The organism is Streptococcus mitis (genome assembly GCF_946188685.1).
GTDB lineage: Bacteria > Bacillota > Bacilli > Lactobacillales > Streptococcaceae > Streptococcus > Streptococcus mitis_CC.
In genome coordinates this window covers 1-230 of sequence record NZ_CAMHWH010000052.1, presented here as the reverse complement: position 1 = coordinate 230, position 230 = coordinate 1, and the positions used below count along the sequence as shown (strand labels likewise).

The 230-nt window shown below is 38.7% G+C and carries 1 protein-coding gene; it reads right to left on the bottom strand.

Features of this window, described 5'->3' with window-relative positions; all coding sequences use genetic code 11:
- Positions 1-63 precede the first annotated feature (63 nt).
- A complete protein-coding gene (locus N8N51_RS10425) occupies positions 64-189 on the bottom strand; it encodes a hypothetical protein (protein WP_261104152.1) in 126 nt (41 codons plus the stop codon).
- Positions 190-230: the final 41 nt, after the last annotated feature.

The following is a 230-nucleotide window of genomic DNA, read 5'->3' as shown; positions in this document are numbered from 1 at the left end:
ACTTTTTCAAATTTGATAGGGTTATCGAAGCGATACGGTAGGATAATGTTCAACACGTTTGCTTCAACAGTCGTCAGTTCCGTCATATTCTAAAATCCTTTCAATATCTTCTAAATGCTCTACATCCCCTGTCCGCTGAAATTTTTCAAGAGACAGGCTGATTTGTTCTAGTTTCTCTTTGTCAGTCATCCAGCTTCTCCAATTCAAGCACCAGATTTACATATGCTTCG